The following is a 364-nucleotide window of genomic DNA, read 5'->3' on the forward strand; positions in this document are numbered from 1 at the left end:
GCCGCGCTCGCGCCGCCGCCGATCCGCTACGCGCCCGAACGCGCGGCCGCGGCGGTCTATCTGCGTGCCGCGGTCGGCGCCTGGAACGAACCGGCCGCGGCGGTGGACGCCGCGCCGCTGGCGCACGGCTTCGATGCGAAAGCGCGCACGCTGATCTGGCTGGCGCCCGGCCCGGTGCCGGCGGCAGTGCGCGAGTGGGTCGGGCAGGGCGGACGGGTGCTGCTGGACGCGCAGGCGCAGTGGCCGCAAGCGCGTTTCGACGCGCCGCTGTGGCGCGATGCGGACGGCGCCGTGCGCGTGGTCGGCGCGCGCGTGGGCCGCGGCCAGGCGCTGCGGTTCGCAGGCCCGGTGCAGCCGCGCGAGT

The 364-nt window shown here is 79.4% G+C and carries 1 pseudogene; it reads left to right on the plus strand.

Annotated features, from left to right (window positions below):
- Positions 1 to 364 (plus strand): annotated as a pseudogene (locus A7A76_RS21175) (hypothetical protein); the annotation flags it as partial.

Source organism: Lysobacter enzymogenes (assembly GCF_017168095.1).
GTDB lineage: Bacteria > Pseudomonadota > Gammaproteobacteria > Xanthomonadales > Xanthomonadaceae > Lysobacter > Lysobacter enzymogenes_D.